Annotated in this window: 20 protein-coding genes; 8 read left to right on the top strand and 12 right to left on the bottom strand. The window is 59.8% G+C overall.

Features of this window, described 5'->3' with window-relative positions:
* Positions 1-11: 11 nt before the first annotated feature.
* From FEZ63_RS12205 to FEZ63_RS12250, 9 genes are all read right to left on the bottom strand, one after another.
* A complete protein-coding gene (locus FEZ63_RS12205; protein ID WP_150944754.1) occupies positions 12-797 on the bottom strand; it encodes a DUF2189 domain-containing protein in 786 nt (261 codons plus the stop codon).
* Between the two features lie 238 nt (positions 798-1,035).
* Positions 1,036-1,917, bottom strand: coding sequence for a cytochrome-c oxidase, cbb3-type subunit III (gene ccoP, locus FEZ63_RS12215; RefSeq protein ID WP_150944759.1), 882 nt, complete (start codon positions 1,915-1,917; stop codon positions 1,036-1,038).
* Entirely contained in the window at positions 1,908-2,078 is a 171-nt protein-coding gene (locus FEZ63_RS12220) for a cbb3-type cytochrome c oxidase subunit 3 (RefSeq protein WP_150944761.1), read from the bottom strand. The genes ccoP and FEZ63_RS12220 overlap by 10 nt, the downstream gene beginning before the upstream one ends.
* 5 nt (positions 2,079-2,083) lie before the next feature.
* Positions 2,084-2,815, bottom strand: coding sequence for a cytochrome-c oxidase, cbb3-type subunit II (ccoO, locus tag FEZ63_RS12225; RefSeq protein WP_150944763.1), 732 nt, complete (start codon positions 2,813-2,815; stop codon positions 2,084-2,086).
* A gap of 4 nt (positions 2,816-2,819) precedes the next feature.
* Positions 2,820-4,475 carry a cytochrome-c oxidase, cbb3-type subunit I gene (gene ccoN, locus FEZ63_RS12230; RefSeq protein WP_150944765.1) on the bottom strand — a complete coding sequence of 552 codons (1,656 nt, stop codon included), beginning with the start codon at positions 4,473-4,475 and terminating at the stop codon, positions 2,820-2,822.
* Between the two features lie 81 nt (positions 4,476-4,556).
* Positions 4,557-5,060 (bottom strand): group III truncated hemoglobin, encoded by a 504-nt coding sequence (locus tag FEZ63_RS12235; RefSeq protein ID WP_338042212.1) that lies wholly within the window; start codon positions 5,058-5,060, stop codon positions 4,557-4,559.
* Positions 5,061-5,076: 16 nt separating this feature from the next.
* Positions 5,077-5,763: a helix-turn-helix domain-containing protein gene (locus tag FEZ63_RS12240; protein ID WP_150944769.1), complete on the bottom strand. Its 687-nt coding sequence runs from the start codon at positions 5,761-5,763 to the stop codon at positions 5,077-5,079.
* Between the two features lie 308 nt (positions 5,764-6,071).
* Positions 6,072-6,773 (bottom strand): nucleotidyltransferase domain-containing protein, encoded by a 702-nt coding sequence (locus FEZ63_RS12245; protein WP_150944772.1) that lies wholly within the window; start codon positions 6,771-6,773, stop codon positions 6,072-6,074.
* 458 nt (positions 6,774-7,231) lie between these two features.
* Complete coding sequence (locus FEZ63_RS12250; RefSeq protein ID WP_150944774.1) at positions 7,232-7,633, bottom strand: response regulator transcription factor; 402 nt, start codon at positions 7,631-7,633, stop codon at positions 7,232-7,234.
* Positions 7,634-7,933: 300 nt separating this feature from the next.
* Here FEZ63_RS12250 and FEZ63_RS12255 point away from each other — a divergent pair, with 300 nt between their 5' ends.
* From FEZ63_RS12255 to FEZ63_RS12270, 4 genes are all read left to right on the top strand, one after another.
* The gene (locus FEZ63_RS12255) at positions 7,934-9,442 is read left to right on the top strand and encodes a PAS domain-containing sensor histidine kinase (protein ID WP_420846275.1); all 1,509 of its coding nucleotides are present in this window, start codon (positions 7,934-7,936) and stop codon (positions 9,440-9,442) included.
* Positions 9,432-10,067 (top strand): response regulator FixJ, encoded by a 636-nt coding sequence (fixJ, locus tag FEZ63_RS12260; RefSeq protein ID WP_150944778.1) that lies wholly within the window; start codon positions 9,432-9,434, stop codon positions 10,065-10,067. The genes FEZ63_RS12255 and fixJ overlap by 11 nt, the downstream gene beginning before the upstream one ends.
* Before the next feature lie 130 nt (positions 10,068-10,197).
* Positions 10,198-11,445 (top strand): hypothetical protein, encoded by a 1,248-nt coding sequence (locus FEZ63_RS12265; protein WP_244622775.1) that lies wholly within the window; start codon positions 10,198-10,200, stop codon positions 11,443-11,445.
* Positions 11,446-11,876: 431 nt separating this feature from the next.
* Positions 11,877-13,106 carry an NnrS family protein gene (locus FEZ63_RS12270; protein ID WP_150944780.1) on the top strand — a complete coding sequence of 410 codons (1,230 nt, stop codon included), beginning with the start codon at positions 11,877-11,879 and terminating at the stop codon, positions 13,104-13,106.
* 137 nt (positions 13,107-13,243) lie between these two features.
* On the opposite strand, the gene FEZ63_RS12275 is transcribed toward FEZ63_RS12270, so the two are convergent.
* Together FEZ63_RS12275 and FEZ63_RS12280 are read right to left on the bottom strand one after the other, a co-directional pair.
* A complete protein-coding gene (locus FEZ63_RS12275) occupies positions 13,244-13,822 on the bottom strand; it encodes a UbiX family flavin prenyltransferase (protein WP_150944783.1) in 579 nt (192 codons plus the stop codon).
* Between the two features lie 64 nt (positions 13,823-13,886).
* Positions 13,887-15,392 (bottom strand): UbiD family decarboxylase, encoded by a 1,506-nt coding sequence (locus tag FEZ63_RS12280; protein WP_150944785.1) that lies wholly within the window; start codon positions 15,390-15,392, stop codon positions 13,887-13,889.
* Between the two features lie 111 nt (positions 15,393-15,503).
* Between FEZ63_RS12280 and ubiT the strand changes: the two genes are divergently transcribed.
* From ubiT to FEZ63_RS12300, 4 genes are all read left to right on the top strand, one after another.
* A complete protein-coding gene (gene ubiT, locus FEZ63_RS12285) occupies positions 15,504-16,058 on the top strand; it encodes a ubiquinone anaerobic biosynthesis accessory factor UbiT (protein WP_150944788.1) in 555 nt (184 codons plus the stop codon).
* Positions 16,049-17,026 (top strand): ubiquinone anaerobic biosynthesis protein UbiU, encoded by a 978-nt coding sequence (gene ubiU / locus FEZ63_RS12290; RefSeq protein WP_150944790.1) that lies wholly within the window; start codon positions 16,049-16,051, stop codon positions 17,024-17,026. Before ubiT ends, ubiU begins: the two co-directional genes overlap by 10 nt.
* A gap of 19 nt (positions 17,027-17,045) precedes the next feature.
* Positions 17,046-17,954, top strand: a complete 909-nt coding sequence (gene ubiV / locus FEZ63_RS12295; protein WP_150944843.1) for a ubiquinone anaerobic biosynthesis protein UbiV — start codon at positions 17,046-17,048, stop codon at positions 17,952-17,954.
* Positions 17,955-18,023: 69 nt separating this feature from the next.
* The gene (locus FEZ63_RS12300; protein ID WP_244622776.1) at positions 18,024-18,317 is read left to right on the top strand and encodes a DUF6894 family protein; all 294 of its coding nucleotides are present in this window, start codon (positions 18,024-18,026) and stop codon (positions 18,315-18,317) included.
* A 512-nt stretch (positions 18,318-18,829) separates the two neighbouring features.
* Here FEZ63_RS12300 and FEZ63_RS12305 read toward each other — a convergent pair.
* Positions 18,830-19,924: a COG3904 family protein gene (locus FEZ63_RS12305; RefSeq protein WP_150944792.1), complete on the bottom strand. Its 1,095-nt coding sequence runs from the start codon at positions 19,922-19,924 to the stop codon at positions 18,830-18,832.
* Positions 19,925-20,513: the final 589 nt, after the last annotated feature.

A 20,513-nucleotide genomic window follows, 5' to 3' on the forward strand; every position in this document is an offset into this window, starting at 1 on the left:
GATCCGATCCTCTATTGCGCGATGGCCCGATAGGCATGCCACGTGGCGTGTCCAAGCAACGGGAACACGATGATGAGCCCCAGGAGGCAGGTTGCGAGACTCAGCAGAAACAGCCCGACGACGATCGCTCCCCAAACCAGCATGACCGGCAGGTTATTCCAGACCAGCGCCATGCTGGTTCCCATAGCGGTGAAGGCGTCAACCCGCTTGTCGAGCAACATCGGAATCGAGAAAGTGCTGATGGCAAACGAGAAGGCCGCGAATAAACCGCCAATGAGGCTGCCGACGACCAACATCGACCATCCGATGGGGCTGGTCACGAGCATCTGGGCAACGTGGTCGAGACCGGGAAACGGACGCAGGCCGAAGAACAGCGCGTAAACGATCACCGCGGCGCGCATCCATAACAGCATCAGGAGGCACAGAATGACGCCGATGAAGAGAATCTGTCCGCCAGTGCGCGCCTCGGCCCGGATGGTATCACGCAGGTAGGTCGATCTCTCGTGAGCGAGACGGCGGCTCTTCTCATAGAGCCCAACGGCCAGAATGGGCCCCACGACCATGAACCCCGCCAGCGCAGGCAGCAGGATGTAGTCCCAGCCGAACGCAAAAAGCCCCACGACCACAGCGAGGGAGATGAGAAACACGCCGATGCCATAGCTCAGGCTGATTGCCGGCTTGATCTTCAGATCATCCCAGCCCGCGCGAAGCCATGTGAACGCGGTGGCCGACGGCGATCGGCGATTCAGATCCACTGCGGGCGGCAGCGGCGGGACGGTTTCAGGGATCTTGCTCATGCGGTTGCCTCGTCATTCCGGCATCATGTGAGATCGGTTTCCCACACTCAACATGCTGACTTCGCAGCTCTAAAGGGCGCACCGACACCGTTTACTGTGCCGATCTGTTTCGTGTGCGGAACGCAGCCTGGCTCGGAGCTGAAGGCGATGTACACCAGATGCGCATTGGTGAAAGCAAGCACCAGCAAGCCCGCAACAACGCCCAGCCAGACCATGCCGCTGCTGGTTAACCGGATCTTCACTTGGGTCCCGGCCCGAGATCGAGGACGTAGAGCGTCAGGATCTTGCGCTCGAGTGGTGATAGTCGATCTTCCCAACTCGGCATGAATCCCTGGCGACCATTGAAGATGGAGGTGTAAATCGACTGCCGATCGCCCCCGTAGATCCAAAAATGATCGGTCAAATCGGGAGCGCCAAGTTCCGGGTTACCCTTGCCGTTCTCGCCATGACAGGAGATGCAGTTTGTCTCGAAGGCTTTCGTTCCGGCCGCCGGCGATTTCGTATCGGCGTTTTTGGACATGGCAGGCTTCGAAAGCGACTGCACATAGGTCGTGACATTCTCGACATCGGCCCGGGACAGCATCTGATCACGACCGAACGCCAACATCTGTGAAGTGCGAGCCTCAGGATGACCGGAATTGATGCCGACCCGAAGCGTTTCAGCGACCATTTCCGGAGATCCGCCCCAAAGCCATGACGCGCCGGTGAGGTTTGGATATCCTGGTCCACCGGTCGCCTTGCCACCATGGCAAACCGCGCAATTGTCAGTGAACAAGGTTCGGCCGGAATCGCGGACGGATTGCATCAAGCCAGGGTCAGCCTGAACTGTCGCGTAATCCTCAGACTCGATGCGCTTCGTCCAGACCTCCCGCGCTGCCGCTGCCTGCTGGAGGCTTTCAGTGAGAGCATTGCGGTCGCTCGCACCCAGAAGACCTTTGGTGTAAGTCGACCACAGGGGCCAGGCTGGCATCAACACCCAATAGATGACGGCAAATGTGAATGTGGCCGCGAGAAAGAAATAGACGGGGCGGGGCACCGGCGTGTTCAGTTCGGTAATCCCGTTCCATTCGTGCCCGGTCGTCATGTGGCCAGTGTGAGGGTCGCGTTCGCCTAGTGCCATGGCGCATCCTCGTCATGAATCACATTTTTGGCGGCGTCATCGAAGCGCTTCCCGTTCGACGGCCAGTAGACATAGACCAGCACGCCGATCGACAAAGCGATAAGATAAAACAGGCCGAAGGACTTGGCGACGACGACGGCTATGTTGTGATCGATATCCATGAGGTCTAGTCCTCTGCTTTCGCGACGGGCGAATAGGCCGCGTCGGTCAGCTTTCCGAGAATCTGCAGGTAGGCCACCAGCGCATCCATCTCCGTCACCTGACCGGCGACGCCGTCGAAGTCACGCACAGTCGTCTTGTCGCCGTAGCGTTTTGACAGACCCGACGAAAACGTACTGTCGGGCATAGCCTGACCATAGGTATCGGAAGTCGCGTTGGCGATCATCTCATCAGTGTAGGGAACGCCGACGGCACGCATGGCCTTCAGGTGCAGGCCGAGATCATTTGCCTTCAACTCGGCGCGGCCGAGATACGCGTAAGAAGGCATGATCGATTCAGGCACGACGTCGCGCGGATTGTTCAGATGGGCCACATGCCACTGATCCGAATACTTACCCCCGAGGCGCGCGATATCCGGCCCGGTCCGCTTCGAGCCCCACAGCATCGGATGGTCATATTTCGATTCAACGGCCAGCGAGTAGGGGCCATAGCGCTCGACCTCGTCGCGCAGGGTGCGGATCATCTGCGAATGACACGCGTAGCATCCCTCGCGGATGTAGATGTTGCGGCCGGCCAGCTCCAGCGGCGTGTAAACCCGCATGTTCGGCGCCTCTTCGACGGTCTCATCGACGGTGAAGAGCGGAGCGATTTCCACGAAACCACCGATGCCGGCGACGACGATGACCGCAAGCGCGAAACCGATAGTGTTGCGTTCCAACTTGTAATGGAGTCCGAACATCCGCTTACTCTCCTGCCTCGATCGTGCGCGCGGCAACAGGCACCGCCGCAGGCCGATCCGCGTTGGTGGGACTCTCCTCCAATGCGCCGCGAGCGGTCATCCAGATGTTGTAGAACCCGACAGCGGCGCCGATCAGGAAGAGCAGGCCGCCAATGGCGCGGGCGATGTAGTAGGGACGCATGGCTATCAGGGAATCGACGAACGAGTAGGCAAGCGTGCCGCTATCGTTGTAAGTGCGCCACATCAGGCCTTGGATGATGCCCGAATTCCACATGGCGAAGACGTAGATGATAGTCCCGGCAAGGGCGAGCCAGAAATGAAGCTCGACCAGCTTCGCCGAGTACATCCTCTCCCGCTTCCAGAGCCACGGAACGACGCTGTAGAACGACCCAAAGGTGATGAGCGCGACCCACCCGAGGGCGCCCGCATGAACGTGACCGACTGTCCAATCTGTGTAGTGGGAAAGCGCGTTTACCGGACGGATCGCCATGAACGAGCCTTCAAAAGTGGACAGGCCGTAGAAGATTGCCGCCACCATCATGAAGCGTAGCGTGGCGTCGTCGCGAACCTTGTGCCATGCGCCGTTGAGGGTGAGAAGCGCGTTTCCGGCCGAAGCCCAGGAGGGAACGAGCAGCATCACCGAGAATGTCACACCCAGGGTCTGGACCCATTGCGGCAGCGCCGTGTAGTGCAGGTGGTGGGACCCGGCCCACATATACATGAAGGTGATGCCCCAGAAGCTGATGATGGACATCCGATACGAGAAGATCGGTCGTCCCGCTTTCTTGGGCAGATAATAATACATCATGCCGAGAAAGCCGGCGGTGAGGAAGAACGCGACGGCGTTGTGCCCATACCACCACTGCGTCATCGCATCCTGAACGCCCGAGAACAGCGAATAGCTTTTCGCATGAGCGATCGATACCGGAACCGCGAGGTTGTTGACGATGTGGAGTACCGCCACGACCAGGATAAAGGCCATGTAGTACCAGTTCGCGACGTAGATATGCGGTTCCTTGCGACGCGCGAGCGTCCGAAGGTAAAGCACGAAGTACGTGACCCACACGATCACCAGCCAAATGTCGGCATACCATTCGGGCTCCGCATATTCCTTGGACTGGGTCAGCCCCATCGAATAACCGGTCACCGCCAGAAGGCAGAACAGATTGTAGCCCAGCAACACGAACCATGGGCTGAGCTGGTCAGGCAACCGCGCGCGCGACGTCCGCTGCAACACGTGGAAAGATGTGGCGATCAGCGCATTTCCTCCAAACCCGAAAATGACCGCGGTTGTGTGGATGGGACGAAGGCGCCCGAAGCTGGCCCAGCCTCCGTCGAAAGTCATCTCTGGATAAACCAGCAGCCACGCGACCCAATCACCGATGAAGAGGCCGAACACGACCCAGATCATGGCGAGAACGATGCCGACCTTGCTGGGATCGTCATAGTAGTGGGCCAGGCGCTCGTCGCTCGGCTCCGCATGATAGTAGCCGGACGTAACCACGAAACCCATCCCCAGGCTGGCGAGAAGGATGAAGGCGCCATGGCCACCGATGAGGTCGTCGCGACCGATCGCCGCCATTGCCAGGCCGCAAAGGGCGAGCGCACTCAGAATGACGAGTGCAAGCTGCCTCTCATTTCTTGTCAGCTGCGAGACCATCGTGCCGTTCTCTTGTTGGAGGTGCGGGAGGTTATGGCGAGACTTGGCCGAGTCTCATTGACTTGGATCAACCCGTCGACGTCAGAGAGGATTCTGCTCCGAGGGCAGCCGCAATGACTTCGGCCCGATATTGAGACCAATCTGCCAGCTGTCCGCGATGCGATGCGCGCGGTCTATGAAGAAGGACGCGGCCTCCGGCTCGCAAACGTCCTGAGCGGTCGATGCGAATAGAGCAAGCCAACGCTGGAAATGATGCGTTTTCAGCCCGAGGCCACGGTGCGTGAGCTGTGGTCTGCCGCCGTAACGCCCCGTTCGGAGGGCGATGGACGACCAGAAATCGACCATCGTGGCCAGATGCGCGTCCCACCGAAGTGAGAGCGCCCCGCGAAAAATCGGCCCGAGATCGTCGTCCTGCAGAACACGATCGTAAAAAGTATGGACCAAGCGCTGGATCAGATCCTCCGTGATGCCACTGGCTGGATCAATCAGCGGGATGTTGATTTCTTTCGTCACTTCGACAACCGATATGCTGAGCGGGTGCTGGGCATCTTTGAGATCGCACGTCGTATCATTGGCCGTTCGCAAGTGAACCTGCCAGCGCTCATGCTCTGAGGCGCCGAAGGATCGCCTTGTTGCGAAGCACAACATGGCGGCTGGCGGGAAGCCGGATCACGCCTTCGCGTTCGAGTTGCGTCAGGCATCGTGAAACGGTTTCGATGGTCAGGCCGAGATGATCCGCGATGTCAATCCGCGGCATGGGCAGGTCAAACTCGTCGTCCTTTGCCATACGCTTGGCCATATCGAGGAGAAACGTTGCGATCTTTTCCAAGGCGGACTTGCGGCCGAGGAGCATCATGTGACTCTGAGCTCTCTCAAGAGAGCGCATCACGGCGGCGATGATCTCCGGGCCGAGTTGCCCACGAGCCGATGCCTGGATCTCGAAACTGCATCTCCGGTACGAGACGAGCGTTGCGGCTCCGACCGCTTCGGCGGAAAAGCGGTGCTCATCACCGGACTCGATGCCGAACAGGTCGCCCGGGAGGTGAAACGCGTCGATCTGGCGGCGGCCATCACTCAGGTGCTTGAACGTGCGCACGGCCCCCGAAACGACTTTGTAGAAAAAGGCGGCCCGGCTGCCCTCGCTGAAGATCTCCTCATCGCTTGCATGCGATCGGGTCCTGCCCTGCGTCAGGCCCCATGGCTCATCGACGATGCGCAATGACTGAAGTCCAGGCGCGACGATGACGCCGGACGGGGAAAAATGGTCAGTGGAAAGCGCTGTATGCATCGAACCCTCGCGTCTCAAGTCGCTGACGTTGGTTCGTTCGTACCCCCGCCCAGGAAGAGCGGAAATTCAGATGTCTTACCTAAGGGATATTCCTTAGGCCCGGGATTCAGTGGCAAATCCATCCGAACCGACTGATCGGTCTCGGGTGCGCTAGGCATCAGCCCTTGTTTGGGTCGTGCCGTCCGTCGGTGACAGTCTCGAAGGCTTAATTTCCTTGCTCGCTGGAGCAGGGCGCCGTCAACCCGCGCGGCTGACGAGAGGGGCTCGGGCAATGGCAACGTTCACGATATTTAGCCCATGGGGATACTTCAAGGTGCCCCCGGACGACCCGGAGGGTTTTCATCGGTGCGAGTTAGAGCTGTCCCGAGACCAGGAGCGATCAGTTCCTCGGGATGCATACCCGACAGGACGATGACGTCGGCGACGACGGTGGTCCACCAGGAATCGCGTTCGCGGGAAAGCCGCTCGGCGTCGGCGGGATCGATGCCGACCACGGAGGGGGTGAAGCCGATCCTCTTCCCAGGACCTATGAGCGCGTCGCGCACGGCGTTCACGACCCTCGCGAGCTCGGACGGTTGTGCGACCACGGCGATGTCGAGGTCACTGTCCAGCCGATCCTCGCCGCGCGCGACGCTGCCGAAAATCCAGACGGCAAACACACTCGGCCCGCCTTCAGATGCCGCGGAACGGACGACCTCGCGGATCGCCGCGAAGCGCGCCTCCTCGGCCTCAAACAGCGCATCCAACGGGGCATGCAGCGGATGATCGGTCCGGATGCGGTACAGAACGGCGCGGCCCGACCCGGCCGATTCTACGATGCGCATCTCCTCGAGAGCCGCCAGAGCCACCCAGACGCTTGTCCTTCCAAGACCCGTGCGCGCGACGAGGGACGGCGCGGACAGTTGGCCGCCGTACCGGGACAGCTCGCGAAGCAGACGGACGTTCGCCTCGGTCCCGAGGATCGATGTCAAGGGATATCGCTGATTGCTCTGGGCAGCCGAGCGAGCCATGGGGACCTCCGCAGGTCGGTCGCATTCCTCAATTGTACGAACGTTTCGTTCTGATACCAACCATTATGTTCAGAAAACAGGTCATGTGTTCTGATATCGGAACAAATGGCCTTTTTCTTCGAACAGGTGCGTGGCCAGTGCGGCCTCGTGTCGGAACTCACGACGGGAAGCATCGGGAGACGCCTAGCCCGGGGCCATCGGCAATCTGCTTGCCGGGGATCGGTGTACGCTCAGGCTGCGCCGGGAACCCCGGATTTGATAGCGACACCAAAATGGGAACTCGGTGGCTTCTACTGCCTAATGCTGCTCCAACCCTCAGCATATCCCTGCTATCCTGTGGACTTGGATGGCCTGAGTCTCCGGTTTTCTGGTCGACTCCGGCTCTCCCGTTTTTTCTAAAAACAACCCGACACGAACTCGCGGGCGATCAAGTCTGGCGGCTTGCTAACGAGCGTCGCTTAGGTCCCAGTGCCAAGCCAAACGCCTGGTGGTGCGGCGAGAGCGGATCGAATGCTGTCGACGAGAGCTTCGTCCGAGAGGGGCTTCTCAAGCACAGTGCGCACGCCCGCGCGAGCCGCACGTCCGCGAAGCTCGTCGCTCACCTGACTGGCGATCAGGATCGTCGGATAGGCGCGCTGGCGGTCACGGAGGATGTTGACGAGCTCGATTCCGCTCATCCTGGGCATGTTGTAGTCGACGACGAGACAACCGACAGCCGGCCGGCCGAGATCGGCCAGAAGCTCAAATCCGCCTTCATACAGACGGACCTCGAGTCCCTCCATCTCAAGCGCGAACTTGAGGGAGTTCCGGACAGCGTCGTCGTCGTCGACGATGAGGACGGGGCCCCAGATAGGTGACATTGTGAGCCTTGCGGACCCATGGCGGGTTTGCAACCATGTAATCTGCGGTCGGGCTAGTCACATTGATCCGCCTCAAATCCGCAAGGCTTTTGCTGCGCGTCGTCCGAGGCGACGAGTATTGGATCGCGCGTCAGGTGACTCAAGACTGGACAAGGTTACCCCGATTGAGACAAGGGTCGGTCAAAGCGGATGCCACACATTCGGCTTGGGCTGGAGCACGTTAGAACGTCACTTGTCTGGGTCAAGCTGACATCAGGCAAGATCAACGGATCTGGAGGGCTATTTTTGATTGAGAAGGCATTGCGGGCTGACGGAATTGGCGCCGAGCATTTGATCGATGCGGTCAGGGATATCGCCCTTCTCCGTCTGGATCCGGACGGGCTGATCGCGAGCTGGAATAGCGGGGCTGAGCGCATCCATGGCTGGTGTGAGGAGGAGGTCATTGGCCGTTCGGCATCCATGCTTTGCCCACCAACCGGCAATGCCGCCGGTGAGCTTGCCCGAGAACTCGAGGCTGCTCGCAAAGCGGGTCACCATGAAATCCAAGGCATCCGTGTCCGCAAGGATGGCTCGACATTTATAGCCCAAGTCACGCTCACGCTTCTCGGAGGCGGATCCCGCGCGATCCAAGGCTTCGCTCTTGTTGCCCACGATATCACCGAGCGCATTGCAGCCGAGGAAGCTCTCAAGGCGCGCGAGGCGCATCTCCAATCCATTTTGGACACCATTCCTGATGCCATGGTGGTGATCGACGAACAGGCCATTATCCAATCTTTCAGCACGGCGGCCGTGCGTCTGTTCGGCTATGAGCCCAATGATGTCATTGGTAAGAACGTCAAGGTTCTTATGCCGAACCCATACCGCGAGCAGCACGACGGCTACATGCATCGATATCTCTCGACTGGAGAGCGGCGGATCATAGGGATCGGACGGGTGGTCGTTGGGGAACGTAGGGACGGCTCGACGTTTCCGATGGAGCTAGCCGTGGGCGAGATGCGCTCTGGTGGCGAGCGCTACTTCACCGGCTTCATTCGCGACCTGACAGAGCGGCAGCAGACGGAGACGCGACTCCAGGAGCTGCAGTCGGAACTCGTCCATATGTCTCGATTCACCGCGCTTGGCGAGATGGCATCGACGCTGGCTCACGAGATCAACCAGCCGCTGACCGCGATTTCCAATTACCTCAAGGGCTGCCGGCGCATTCTGGAGCGCATGGAGGGTGGGTCCGTTCCCAAGCTGCGTGACGCCGTCAACGAGGCGGCGGAGCAGGCCCTGCGGGCGGGCCAGGTGATCCGGCATCTGCGCGAATTCGTGGCGCGAGGCGAAAGCGAGCGGAATATCGAGAGTTTGCCCAAACTCATTGAGGAGGCGAGCGCGCTTGCCCTCGTCGGCGCCAAGGAGCGGGGCGTCCGGGTGTCGTTCCATTTCGACCCGAAAGCACCGCTCGTGTTTGCCGACCGCATCCAGATCCAGCAGGTTCTGCTCAATCTGATGCGAAATGCGATCGAGGCACTGCAGGATGAAACTCGCCGCGAGCTCGACGTGGCAACGGAGTCGATTGACGGCGACTTAGTCGAGGTGAGGGTCCGGGACACCGGACCAGGGATCGCGCCGGAGATCGCCGCCCAGCTCTTCCGGCCATTCGTCACCACCAAGAAGCATGGAATGGGAGTTGGGCTTTCCATTTGCCGGACCATCATCGAGTCGCACGGCGGCAAAATCTGGGCTGACTCAGAGCAGGGCGGGGGGACGACGTTCCACTTCACTCTCAGGACTGTCAACCGAGAGGAGATGTTGCATGCCGAGTGAAGCCGTGGTGCACGTGGTCGACGATGACGTTGCGGTGCGTAAGTCGCTCGCCTTCCTTCTTGCCTCGGACGACCTACTCGTTCGACTGCACGAGTCCGCCTCGGCGTTTCTCGAAGACGTGAAGGACGTCGAGGCGGGTTGCATCGTCACGGATGTACGAATGCCGGGCATTGACGGCATCGAGTTCCTGCGCCGCCTCAGGGAGCGAGGAACCACCCTCCCGGTCATCGTGATGACGGGGCACGCGGACGTGCCGTTGGCAGTCGAGGCGATGAAGGAGGGGGCAGTCGACTTCATCGAAAAGCCATTCGGAGATGAGGTCTTCCTTGCCGCGGTTAGATCTGCGCTCCAGCAGCACGCAAGAAGTGCCCATCAGGGGGCTCACGTCCTGGAGGCACAAGCTCGCCTTCAATCCCTTTCCGTGCGCGAGCGACAAGTTCTCGATGGGCTTGTGGCAGGCCAGGCCAACAAGGCGATCGCGCACCAGCTTGGGATCAGCCCCCGCACCGTGGAAATCTATCGGGCCAACTTAATGGGAAAGATGGAAGCCAACAGCTTGTCCGAGCTCGTCCGCATGGCCTTGTTGGTCGAAGGGAGCTATGGCCCCGGTTCATCCACCCGGTAGGAAATCCCTCTTGCCCCTGCGTCCGAATGTGCTCAGGAAAATCCCTTAGGGGGATGATCTGAATTTTGGATCTGCTTCAGTGGCTGTACTCCCCGTCTGGTCAACATCGGAACCGGACGACGAGGAAACAATGCAAACCGCATTCGCCGCGGACCACTTCGAGGGTCGTGAGCCAAAAACAATCAATCGCATCCCGCTCGGGCGGGCCGCAGCGGGAACGCTGGCTCTATTGGCCGGCGCCTGCGCCTGGCCGTTTCCCGCCGAGGCACACGTGAAGTGGTTTGCTCCCTATATCGTCGGAGCTTCGCCGCAGCCGATCAGCGCCACGCTTACGAACCAGTGGTTCTGGTCCGGTATCGTCCTGGTGGTCGCTTTCTTTCTGGCGACTATTCTCGTTGAACGCAGGGCTGTTGGTCAGGCCGTCCTGAGCGGCCTCGATCGCGTCAGCGCGCCCCTGTGGAAGCGTTCCGACGATTTCATGCGGGTTACGACGGGCGCCTTCTTTGTGGCGATCTTCGCGGTGGGCGGCGTCTACCTCACGCCGGACCTGAAGACCGATTCCGAACTCATTTCATGGGCGCAATTGCTGATCGCCGCCTGTGTCTTTTCGCGCAGAACTATGCCCATCGCTGCAGGCGGAATCATCACCTTGTGGGTCGTCGCGCTTCGCGAGTACGACTTTTTCCATTTGCTCGACTACCTGGCGCTCGGCGTTGGCGTCGCCGCTTATCTGGTGCTTGCCTCGATGGACGACCCGAAATGGCGCGAGCGGCGGTTCCTGGTTCTGCGCTGGGGCGTCGCGATTGCGCTGATGTGGTCGAGCCTGGAGAAGTTCGCTTACCCGAACTGGTTCTACCCACTCGTGGAAGAGAAGCCCTTTTTGACCTTCGGCCTGCCGCGCGACATGTTTATTCCAATGGCCGGCGTCGCTGAGTTTACGATGGGCTTCGGCCTGCTCTGGACGCCCTTGGTTCGTCGCCTCTCGGCGGTGGCGCTACTCCTGATCTTTTTCACGGCAGTGTACCCCTTTGGACGCATCGATCTTGTCGGCCATGCTCTGATTATGGCGGTCCTTTTCCTCATCGCCGCGGATCCTTGCCGCGAGAAGACGGTCGCCTCGATGAGCGTCCCGAGAGCTCTGCCGACAATCCGAAACCTGGCGTCAGTGCCCGCCGGTCTCGCGGTCGCCCTCGTGGTGTTAGTCTCCGGCTACTGGGGATTGCATGGCATCTTCTACGGCACCGATGGTCAAGCGGAGCCACAAGCGGTGGAGATAAGCACTCATTCTCGCGATCCTGAACGGCCCCATGGGCTCCGCGATTCCGGTAGGATCGGTCTGTCTACCAGCCAAGGCGATACAAACTCGCACGTCCATTGATCGCAAGTCGCATCAGAACGGGAGGGAAGGCGGAACCTTTCCTTCCGTTCACGCACACGGGCGCTCCTGTCGTCCTCGGCGGGAGGCGAGCATGTGCAGTCGAGACGTTGCTTTTGTGAATGGTCCCACGGAGTGCACATCGCCGCTCCGCCCCGGGATCGGCCGCAATCATGCTGGTGATGACGTGCGACAGGACCTGATGCTGTGTCGCGAGTTTGGCCCTGTGAGCAATATACTTGCTCGACCTCACGGTGAGCCGCTAACAAGCCGTTGGCAACACAGCGCGCGTGCGGACGCGGTGGTGACCTCTGGTCGAATTCCTCAGGTTCCGAGATGAACGACACAATGGCCGTTGGCGATCGAGGGGGCTTGGACCTTGAGCCGAACTCCTTCACAAGTCCTGAGCGGACGTCCGGGTCGGCCAACACGTGATGGCTCGTGCAGTCACGCCAAGCGACCGCGAGCGCCATCGGGTTTTCTTTATATTCGCTGCACTCGATGCGATCTTGTGCGTCGGGATATGGTTACCCGCTGGACTGGGGATAGAACAGGTTTGGGGTAGCCCTCCATCGGTCAGGTCTCTGCATGCTCAGGGGCTACTGTTTGGAGTAGTGCCGGCGACGATGACGGGCTTCCTCCTCACCGCTTTGCCCCGCTGGACGGGACGCCAGCCAATTTCACGACCGGCGGCGATATTGCTCTTTTGGTTTTGGTTCGCAGGCCGTGCGGCCTTTTTCTTGCTACCCGCAGCAGCCGGATCGGTATCAGCAGCGTTCATTGCGTTGCTTGCCCTGATCGTGGCGCGGGAAGTCGCTGCAGCCGAAGATCTCCGCAACGTCAAGATCGCATTACTCCTGGGAGCGCTATCCATTGGCGCCGGCATGGTTGGCGTTTCGGCCGATCGCGGGTTCGCTGAACCAGGGCTCCGCATCAGCGTAGCAGCGATTCTGGGCCTCATCGTCGTTCTTGGCGGTCGCGTAGTGCCGAGCCTCACCGCGCATCACTTTGAGATGCGCGGTGAGAAGTCTCCGATTGTACGGCGTCAATGGATCGAAAGGGCCTCTGCGGTGGCGACCGCACTCGCGCTTTGCGCTTGGATGATCGCTCCGTATGAGGCGACAACGGGTGTTGCATGCGCCTTTGCGGCGGTCGGACAGGCAGCACGCCTCGTCCAGTGGCATAGTTGGCGGATGGTCGCGCACCTACCCGTCCTTGTCCTCCATTTGGCATACGGATGGGTTTCCATCGGCTTCGCCTTCTTTGCCGTACACATCCTTTGCCCTGGCACCATCTCCAGAGTTACAGCCCTCCATGCGTGGGCAGTTGGCGCCATAGGGTTGATGAGCCTCGCCATCATGGCAAGCATGACCCGGAAACAGAGCGGAGCCGCGCTCAGGCCCTCTCGCATGATGTCCCTGTCCTATGTATGCGGGTTGGTGGCAGTCGTGACCAGAATTTCAGCCGCGGCTTTCCCTGCCCAGTGGATTTGGTTGCTGCTAAGCACGACGACGTGGATCATGTCCTTCGCGCTGTTCCTCATCGTTTTCAGGCGCGCGTTGTTCGGGGATCTCGCGTCGCGACGTGGTTTAACGCCGGTCCCAGAAGGGCAGGATTCAGTCTTGAAGTCTGGCTGTGAAAAGGGATGTCTTCACAAGCGGTGACGGACCGCTTTTGCAGCGTCACCGGCTCAACAAAGAGTTTCCGTCGAACCGAAATGACCCGAACGTCGCCCAAGCAAATTCAATGCTTTATGCATCGGTGCTTCCCCAAAGGTGCGGTATGGTTCGGTCCCCCGAACCTAACGAATTCCGCTCCATGGCTCGGCGAGGACGCCGATGTCCAGGCCGATCAGGTCGATCGCCCGGCGAGCGGTATGATCGATGATGTCTGCGACTGATTGAGGCTTACGATAATAGGCTGGGACCGGGGGAGCGATGATGGCTCCGATCTCGGAGGCCGCCGCCATGGCGCGGATGTGTCCCAGGTGCAGCGGGGTCTCCCGGGTTAGGAGCACGAGCTTCCGCCGCTCCTTGAGGTGAACGTCGGCCGCGCGGACGAGAAGGTTGTCAGCTCCGCTGCTCGCGATCGCCGACAAAGTTCGCATGGAACAGGGTGCAACGATCATCCCTGATGTCCTGAATGACCCGCTGGCAATAGTGGCGCCTAAATCGTCGATGGAATGACAGTACGCGGCCATATCCTGGATTCGCCGCAGCGCATCCGAACCGGCCTCATGAGCGATCGTTCGTTCCGCCCCCTGGGAAACGACCAGATGCGTTTCGCATCCTGACGTGGCGAGGAGTTCAACAATCCGGATGCCGAGCATAGCACCTGAAGCGCCGCTGATTCCGATCACGATCCGCGATAACGTCCTCATGAAACACTCCGTTCGAACCGATCGCCGTAAGGTGATGGGTTAAATCAAAAGCAAAGGAGGTTGCTCAGGCCCTGGCAGCCTGGGGAAGTCCAAGCCGCTCCCAGATGGCGTCGACGCGCGTCGAAACGGCTGGATCCATGCTGAGAACCCGCCCCCATTCACGGTCAGTCTCGGAACCGAGTTTGTTGGTAGCGTCGATCCCAAGCTTTCCGCCCAATCCAGCTTTGGGTGACGCGAAATCGAGGTAGTCGATCGGCGTATCGCTAATGGTCACCAGATCCCGGGATGGATCGGATCGTGTCGCCACAGCCCACATCACATCGTCCCAAGATTGCACATCAATGTCGTCGTCAACCAAAACCAGCAGCTTCGTATAAGTGAATTGAGGGAGAATTGACCAGAGTCCCATCATCATTCGGCGAGCCTGTCCGGGATAACGCTTGGCGATCGAGACAATAGCTATTCGGTAGGAGCAGGCGACTGGCGGCAGCCAGACATCCTTCACCTCTGGAAACTGGCGTTTCAGAATGGGAACGAACAGTTCGTTAAGCGCTTCACCGATGCAAGAGGGTTCGTCCGGTGCGCGGCCGGTGAAAGTCGAAAGGTATATCGGATTTCGACGCATCGTAACCGCAGTCACCTGCATCACTGGGAAGTGGTCGACGGCGTTGTAGTAGCCCGTATGATCACCGAAAGGGCCTTCCGGCGCCGTTTCCGTGGCTGACACGAAGCCTTCGATCACGACCTCCGCCTCGGCGGGGACGACCAGGGGTACGCTCACGCACGGCATTAATCTCGGCCGCTTGCCACGCAAGAGTCCGGAGAAACGCAATTCCGACATTGTCTCTGGCAAAGGAAGGACAGCGGACAGGATGGTGGATGGATCCGCGCCGATCACCACCGCCACAGGCATCGGTCGATCGGCGGCTTTCCATTGATGATGATGACGCGCTCCGCCCCTGTGGGCGAGCCAGCGCATGACGGCACGGTCTCTCCCGAGCACTTGCATTCGGTAGACGCCGACATTGTAATCGTCCACGCGAATGCTGTCGGGCGGCCGGGTAATCACAAGCGGCCAGGTAATGAGCGGAGCGGGCTCCCCCGGCCAGCAAATCTGGGCCGGCAGCCGCCCGAGATCGATGGCGTCGCCTTTCATCTCGATTCTCGTGCCGGCAGTCGCCTCCCGCGGGCGCATCGTGAGCGCTGCCTGCGCGAGCGGAAACTTTCTCCAAGCGTCCCTGAGACTTTGTGGTGGGTGAGGCTCGCGCAATTCGGCGAGGAGTTCCCCAAGGTCACGCAGGCCATCCGGTTGGACGCCGAGCCCCCATGCAACGCGCTCAACGGTACCAAAGAGGTTAACGAGAATTGGTATCTCCGCCGGCCGACCATCCGGCAGTGTAGGACACTCGAACAAAAGAGCCGGTCCGCGGTCATGCAAGACGCGCCGGTGGATCTCAGTGACCTCGTGCACGACCGAAACGGGCTCGGCGATACGAGTAAGCTGTCCCTCTGCCTCAAGGTAGGTAACGAAGGCCCGAAGATCGGGAAAAAAGGGCAACTCACGGCGCATTGGCACTCCTCGGTCCGGCTCCTTCGATGCCGGACCAAACTGCGCCCGTCGTTGCGCCAGAACAACTTCAAGCTTGGCAGAGTGCCGTATACGCAAGCCGAAGGATCTCACATGCCACCACCGCACTCGTCCATTGCGACCTTGCCGCCGCTCATATCCTTGGCGTTGCGACCGCTCCCGCTGCTGCCGCTGCAGCCGATACTATCAGCCGTGATGCGCCGCATTTTGCTCCAGCATTCCGGTATGTTCGAGCGTCTTGGTGCTTATGCGGGAAAGCGATACGGGCTGGCCGCGTCAGATCTACCTTTCGCTTTTGTCCTCGATACCTCACCGGCGACGCCGATGATCACCGCGACACGTTCCATGCCTCCTGGACTCGATGCCAGGATTTCCGGTCCGTTTCTCGCCCTGCTGGGCATTGTGGACGGTACTTACGACGGCGACGCCCTGTTCTTCTCGCGCACGATCGTGGTCGATGGCGACGTCGAAGCTGTTCTCGCGCTCCGTAACGCCATCGACGATGCGGGTGTCGATGTCCTGCGGGAGGGCGCTACTCTGCTCGGCCCGCTTGGAGAAGCGCTTCTCCGCCGTTATCGACAAATGAAAGCGCGCGAGCCGTCGACAGGTAGTCGTCGCCAGCGACCGGAGTGGTCACCATGGAATTAATCTGCCCCGCCGGTACGCCGGCCTCGCTGAGGGCTGCTGTCGATGCGGGCGCGGACGGTGTCTATTGTGGATTTCGCAACGAGACCAATGCTCGCAATTTCCCGGGACTGAACTTCAGCGCCGACGAACTCGCAAAAGGCGTGGCCTACGCACATCGGCATGGTGCAAAGGTTCTGGTCGCGATCAACACTTTCCCGCGGGCCGGCGCGACGGAGCTATGGCACAAGGCAGTGATCGATGCGAACGAGGCCGGTGCCGATGCGCTCATCGTCTGCGACATTGGGCTTCTGGCATATGCCGCTAAGAGCTATCCGAAAGCTCGCCTGCATCTCTCCGTGCAGGCTGCCGCCGCCAATGCGGATGCAATCCGATTTTATGTTGAACAGTTTAATGTGAAGCGAGTAGTCCTGCCGCGCGTTTTGAGCCTGCCCGAAATCGCTGCAATCACGCGCGCCACTGACTGCGAAGTTGAAGTCTTCGTCTTTGGAGGATTATGCGTCATGGCGGAAGGACGATGCTCCCTTTCCTCCTACGCCACCGGGCTGTCGCCAAACATGAACGGTGTCTGCTCGCCCGCGAGCCACGTCGATTATGACGACGAGGACGGGGTGATCGTGTCCCGCCTGGGTGGCTTCACCATCAACAAGTTCGGCCAAGGGGAGGCGGCAGCTTATCCGACTCTCTGCAAGGGACGTTTCAAAACCAAACTTTCGACCGGGTATGTTTTTGAGGACCCCGTTAGCCTGGACGCGGCGACACTCTTGCCGGGGTTGCGAGACGCAGGTGTGACAGCGCTGAAGATCGAAGGACGGCAACGCAGTCGTGCCTACATCGAGAACGTCGTGCGCTCTTTTCGTGACGCATTGAGCGCGCTTGGGCAGGGGCGTCCCATCCCATCGGGATCGCTCCAGCCCATGAGCGAAGGCCAGAGCAACACGGTAGGCGCCTACCGCAAGACATGGCGCTGAACCGGCGAGGAGACCCATGATGAAACTGACGCTCGGGCCTGTCCTGTATAACTGGGAGCCGTCGACATGGCGTGATTTCCATTTCCGCATTGCGGACGAAGCTCCGGTAGATACCGTATGCGTCGGTGAGGTCGTCTGCTCGAAACGATTGCCGTTCTTCCAAGATTTCATTCCAGAAGTAGTGGAACGACTGATCGGCGCAGGCAAAGAGGTACTGCTGAGTTCACTCGCGCTCATCACTCTCGAGCGGGAACGCAAGCTGACGGCATCACTAGCGCGAGAGTCTGATATCCTCGTTGAGGTAAACGACATTACGGCGCTGAGCCATCTGGAAGGGCGGCCGCACGCCATCGGCCCCTATGTCAACGTATATAACGAGTCTGCCCTTGCCTGGCTGGCTGGTTATGGGGCGCGCCGCGTTTGCCTCTCGCCCGAGCTGCCGGCAAGCTCGATTGCGTCCTTGGCGAAATCCTGTCCCGAGGTCGCGTTGGAGGTGTGGGCGTTTGGGCGGGTGCCGCTCGCGATCTCAGCTCGATGTTATCATGCGCGTCTTCACAAGTTGACGAAGGACAATTGCCAATTCGTCTGCGCGAAGGATCCCGACGGTCTGGCGACCGATACGCTGGACGGCAAGCATTTTCTCTCCATCAACGGCGTCCAGACTCTCTCATCGACCTATGCCAATCTCATCGAATATCTCCCCGATCTTGCGGCGCTCGGCATCGCCTCGTGCCGCCTTTCACCGCAATCTTGCGACATGGTTGCCGTGGCAAAGGCGTTTCGCGACGTAGCGGACGGCGTCCTTGATCCGAGCGAAGCCACGCGCGCTCTAGATCTGGTCTGCGATGGGATGCCGTTTTCCGATGGCTTTCTCAATGGTGTCCCGGGAGCGGACTACAAATCCCGCGGCGCGGTCGGGTGGCCATGAATCGATCTATCGTGAGATCTGGTCTTTCGCGCGTTCAGCACGGGAAACTCTGCCGAAACGTGAGACCAGATGACCAGCCCATTGGGGTCTCCGGGAGCTTTGGGTATGCGCTGTTACTTTGATCTTGTGGGTGCTTTTGAGACCCTCCGCGATGGTTCGGGAATTGAAGTTTCCGATCTTGAGGTGGCCCGCGCTGCGGCATGGAAAGCCATTCAGGAATTGCGCGAGGGCGACGACGAAGCGGATCAGAATTGGAGCGGTTGGGCACTTAATATTGTCGACCCTTCGCGCAACGTTCTCGTCTCGATGAGCCTTATCGATAACTCTGATGGACCGCCGCCGTTATCCTACCCAATACAATAGTCGAAGCGATCATCTCGCGGTGGCGTTTTAAGCTGCCGGCCGTTATGAAGCCAGCCTGCGTCTTCATCTCGTATGGCCCAGCCACCTCGGCGCCACGCCGTCCCAAAATTTGCGGCTCGTCTAAAAGTCCTGCAGGGAAGCCGCTAGTCTCGATCCCTCTTGGTAAATGCGACTTCCCTGTTTGAACGCTAGGCGTGTGGTACGCGTGGGTGAATGGGAGTCCTGAGACCTGACCTTTCTGAAGCTGGCTTACCCGATCAAGGAGGAATGGATCGCGCAGGGATAGACCTGACCGCGCGATAGCACGCCTCCCAGGAGCACGCCGCCGGGCGGCGGCTTTGACGAAGTGCATGACCTAGGGTCGCCGGGTGATCGGGGTCATTCCTGCTCGTGTTCTTCGATGCTGAACGATATCCATTCTGTGTTCGGGCCCGGTGGATTGTTCCTGCCTCTCTGCGTGAGGTCGGACGAGGGCAATGCGGACGCGAGAAGCCCGTACACTCGCGTCTTCTCTACCGCTTGCGGGGCGTCTTTTTTAGCGAGTTACAGGTTTTTGTGATCCCTGCGAGCTTGGTCGCTCCCTCTTCGAAAGGCATAGCGTCAAAGCCGAGGAAAACAGGCGAGCTGTAAGTGCCTTGCACCATCACGCCCACGGTCCTAGCCTTCTCGATCCGCTCCAGTTGGCGGGCGGTCAGATAATACGCCGCGTTCAGCCAGCCATTCACGATCTGCTTGTCGGCGGGACGGATCGCCTCTCCGTCTCCATCGACGACCAACGAGTGAGCCTGAAGTGACATCGCCTCTTCCTCGCGCCCTTGCGGATCGAAGATGACGATGAGCATCATCCGCTCTCCCTCGGGACAGCTCAACATGAACTTGTTGATGCCAAAGACGGTATCCCGCTCGCCCTTTAGGTAGATGAATCCGTCCCGGCTTTCGAGGGACCAGACCGTGCGTTCATAGCCTGAGTTGACGGCGCGCAGCCGCGTCAATTCCGCCTTCGTCGGTTCATAGATCTCTTCCGGCCCGGCCTTGGTGGAGAGCGTGAAAAAATCGGGGTCCACATCCATTTCCCGGATGTACGCGACGATTGCCGCGGACGCGATCTGGGCGAGATCGGTCTCATTTTCCTGCTTCGTCTTGTACGAAAAGCGATGAACCCCGAACCGGGAATCGTCCCTCAGGTAGCGGAAGCGACCTCCTAGAAATGCCAGGGTGCAGGCGCTGTGGCATTCGCCTGGCCCGGACGACGGCAAATCCGCAAGGTCCGCTTTGCCTTGTCGACCGATGTCGGTCCGCAGATTGTACTTTCTAATGACGCGACCGAGTTCCATCCCGCCGAACAAGTTTCCGCCCCGCGAATTCAAAAGGACATGTGACTCGCCAGGGACTTGTTTGGACTGGATGAACTCCTCGAGCTTCCGCCCTGAATTGGGTTCGATTGGTCCATCGATAAAAATCCGCCAGGCAGTGCCGAGGATCGGCCGCAGCTCGGGTTTTGAAGCAAATCCCGTGATGCGCATCCCCGAGGATTCCGCATGTGCCTGGGAGGCGAGGGCAGTCAACACCAGGGTGACGCCCGCTACGAGAGCAGCAACTCGCTTCATGATCGATCTTGCCATCAGGAGGGTGATCAGAGTTCTTGCTGTCGGCATTGCCAAACTGTCAAGCATCTATCGCGCGCAGGGCACCGTACATGCACCGAAGTTCGATGAGTTCGGGCTTGTATTGGGGTCGCGAGCCTCAAGTAGGGGGGCGCGATCAAAACCGCCTGCTTAAAGAGTTCGCCGCCAGTGAATTCCGCCGCGCCGTCGCCGCACCTTCTGCTTATCATCGAATGCCGGATTTCACTCTTTAGCTATGCGGGCTCGCGCCTCCGACGGGCCGCGACGGATACGATCACAGGCGACGGATCACGCTGTCTCGTGAGTCTTTTGTGTTGAAGGGTTGACAGAATTCGCCGCGACACGGGATGAAGTGACGGCTGCTCTAGATCCGGACGGAAAACCCGATGTCTCTGACGACTCCTGACCTGATGACCCAGCTTGCCTTTTCCGCCTACAAGAACAAGGGCCGCTTTGCAGTTCTCCTCGCGTTTGGGAGCGCACGCGCTATTTGGCGATTGTCGGCGTCATGATCGAACTCGCCAACCGGTGCCAGTTCCTGGTCTGCGCGCCGTCGGAATTGTTCGCGAAA

Source organism: Microvirga brassicacearum (assembly GCF_008757455.1).
GTDB lineage: Bacteria > Pseudomonadota > Alphaproteobacteria > Rhizobiales > Beijerinckiaceae > Microvirga > Microvirga brassicacearum.